Consider the following 289-nt stretch of genomic DNA (forward strand, 5'->3'; position numbering starts at 1 on the left):
ACCGAGTTTATGTTGTCGCTGATGGTAAAAATATTAACAATTTGACCAAAACAATTTCAACTTTAGATAATGTTCCAGCAAATTATCCAATTAAATTTACCCAAAGTTATGATTTGAAAGTGGGTAAATTATCAGATAAATTCGTTGTTTTACAGGCCAGTGAGAAAGCTCCGACTAGTTTGAAAAAAGTTTTAGATAAAGACTATAAAGTGACTAACTATGCTGGAAAATATTTCCAAGTCTATAAAAAGAAATAAACTAGTGTTACCAGAATCTGTTTGTAAGTTTT

General features: G+C 29.4%; 1 protein-coding gene. It reads left to right on the top strand.

Translation table 11 applies throughout. The annotated features are described in order from the left end of the window. Nucleotides 1-257 (top strand): hypothetical protein (locus tag JKP73_RS22920; RefSeq protein ID WP_200412069.1); only part of this gene is annotated, 257 nt, incomplete at its 5' end. Between the last annotated feature and the right edge of the window lie 32 nt (nt 258-289).

It is taken from the genome of Virgibacillus salexigens (assembly GCF_014905415.1).
Lineage (GTDB): Bacteria > Bacillota > Bacilli > Bacillales > Amphibacillaceae > Virgibacillus > Virgibacillus salexigens.